1 protein-coding gene and 1 pseudogene are annotated in these 1,348 nt (G+C 71.8%); both read right to left on the bottom strand.

What is annotated here, in order from left to right:
- Nucleotides 1-395 precede the first annotated feature (395 nt).
- Entirely contained in the window at nt 396-821 is a 426-nt protein-coding gene (locus tag IH13_RS0116715) for a single-stranded DNA-binding protein (RefSeq protein ID WP_031085212.1), read from the bottom strand.
- Between the two features lie 162 nt (nt 822-983).
- Nucleotides 984-1,348, bottom strand: a pseudogene (locus tag IH13_RS0116710) (ATP-binding protein); the annotation flags it as partial.

Here is a 1,348-nt window from a genome sequence, read left to right as displayed (position 1 = left end):
CGTGGCGGCCGTGGCGCCGACGAGCGAACCGGCGGCGACCAGACCCGAGGCGAACAGCGCGGCGGCCACGCGGGCGAGGCCGCGACCCCGCCCGGTACGACCCGGCTCCCGGTCGTGCCGGCGGCCTCCGCTCCGAACCGGTATGGGCTGCTCCGCCATCGCCTCGGACGATGACGGAACGGGTGCTGAAGACGCTGAAAACACAGAATTCCCCTCCGGGCGAGACCCGTTCACGCACAGGGTGCGCGTGTGGGAGGTGCCTCGCCAGCAAACTCAAGTGCCGCATGAGTACTGAGGAATCGTATGGATCAAGCGGAGGACAGTCCCCCGTCCTACCGTCAGATAACCATTCCGTTTGGGAATCGTTATAGCCCGCCTCGGCGCGCCCCCCTTGTTCAGGACACCGACGCCGGTTCCGTGGCCGGTTTCTGACGCGCCATCGGTGCCGTCAGCGACGGCTCTCCTCTCGCCACTCTACGGAAGGCGGCCGTGCCCCGGGTCAGGTCGTGCCCGACGGCCACGGCCTCGACGTCCACGGAGGTCCGCCGCCCTCCGTCCCGGTCCTCCTCGCGCACCTTCAACCGGCCGTGCACCACCAGGGGTTCTCCGACCGAGACCGATCCGGCCAGGTTGGCCGCCAGCGTCCGCCAGGCCCAGACGGTGTAGAAGCTGGTGTGGCCGTCCGCCCAGTCCTGCTTCTCCCGGTCCCAGCGGCGGGGTGTCACCGCCATCCGGAACCGGGCCATGGGGCCCGTCGCCGCCTCCCGGTAGTCCACCGCCGTCGCGGCGTTCCCCACCAGCGTCACCATGGTCTCGTTCATGTCCCGTCCCCGTTCCCGTCGATCGGACGGCTGCCCGCCCGCGGGCTCCGTCCTCCTTCGCACGGGTCCGTGCCGTCCGCGGCCGTCGAAGGCCGCGGACCCCGTGCCCGTCCGTGGATCCCATGCTCGACGGAAACCTGGGATTCCGCTTCGGCCTGTGGATTACGCCCTGGTTGTGGAGAACTCCGTCACCGTCACGTACCGCTCCCGTACTTCGCGGTAGCGCGCCAGTTCCGCGGCGACCGGATCGAGGACCCTGGCCCGCCCGCACCCGGCGGCTGCCTCCCGCAGCCGGCGTTCGGCCTCCTGCCCGTACCGGCGCGCGGGTCCACGGGCCGCCGCCGCGCACGACCACTCCACCAGCGGCCCGCCGACGACCCCGGCCAGCATCAGCAGGGCGGGGGTGATCAGGCCGGGTTCGAGCACGCCCACGATCTGGCCGAGCAGCCACAGACCGCCGAAGATCTGGATCAGCGTCATGGACGCCCTGCGCCAGCACGGCCGCGGGCCACCAGGCGGGGCGCGGC

Origin of the sequence: Streptomyces sp. NRRL WC-3549 (assembly GCF_000721935.1) — a bacterium.
Lineage (GTDB): Bacteria > Actinomycetota > Actinomycetes > Streptomycetales > Streptomycetaceae > Streptomyces.
The sequence above is the reverse complement of the archived record's forward strand: the minus strand, read 5'-3'. Positions and strand labels throughout refer to the sequence as shown.

What these genes read in the sequence shown, in the direction of transcription:
- IH13_RS0116715 (WP_031085212.1), bottom strand. Translation starts at nt 821, where the DNA reads ATGAACGAGACCATGGTGACGCTGGTGGGGAACGCCGCGACGGCGGTG.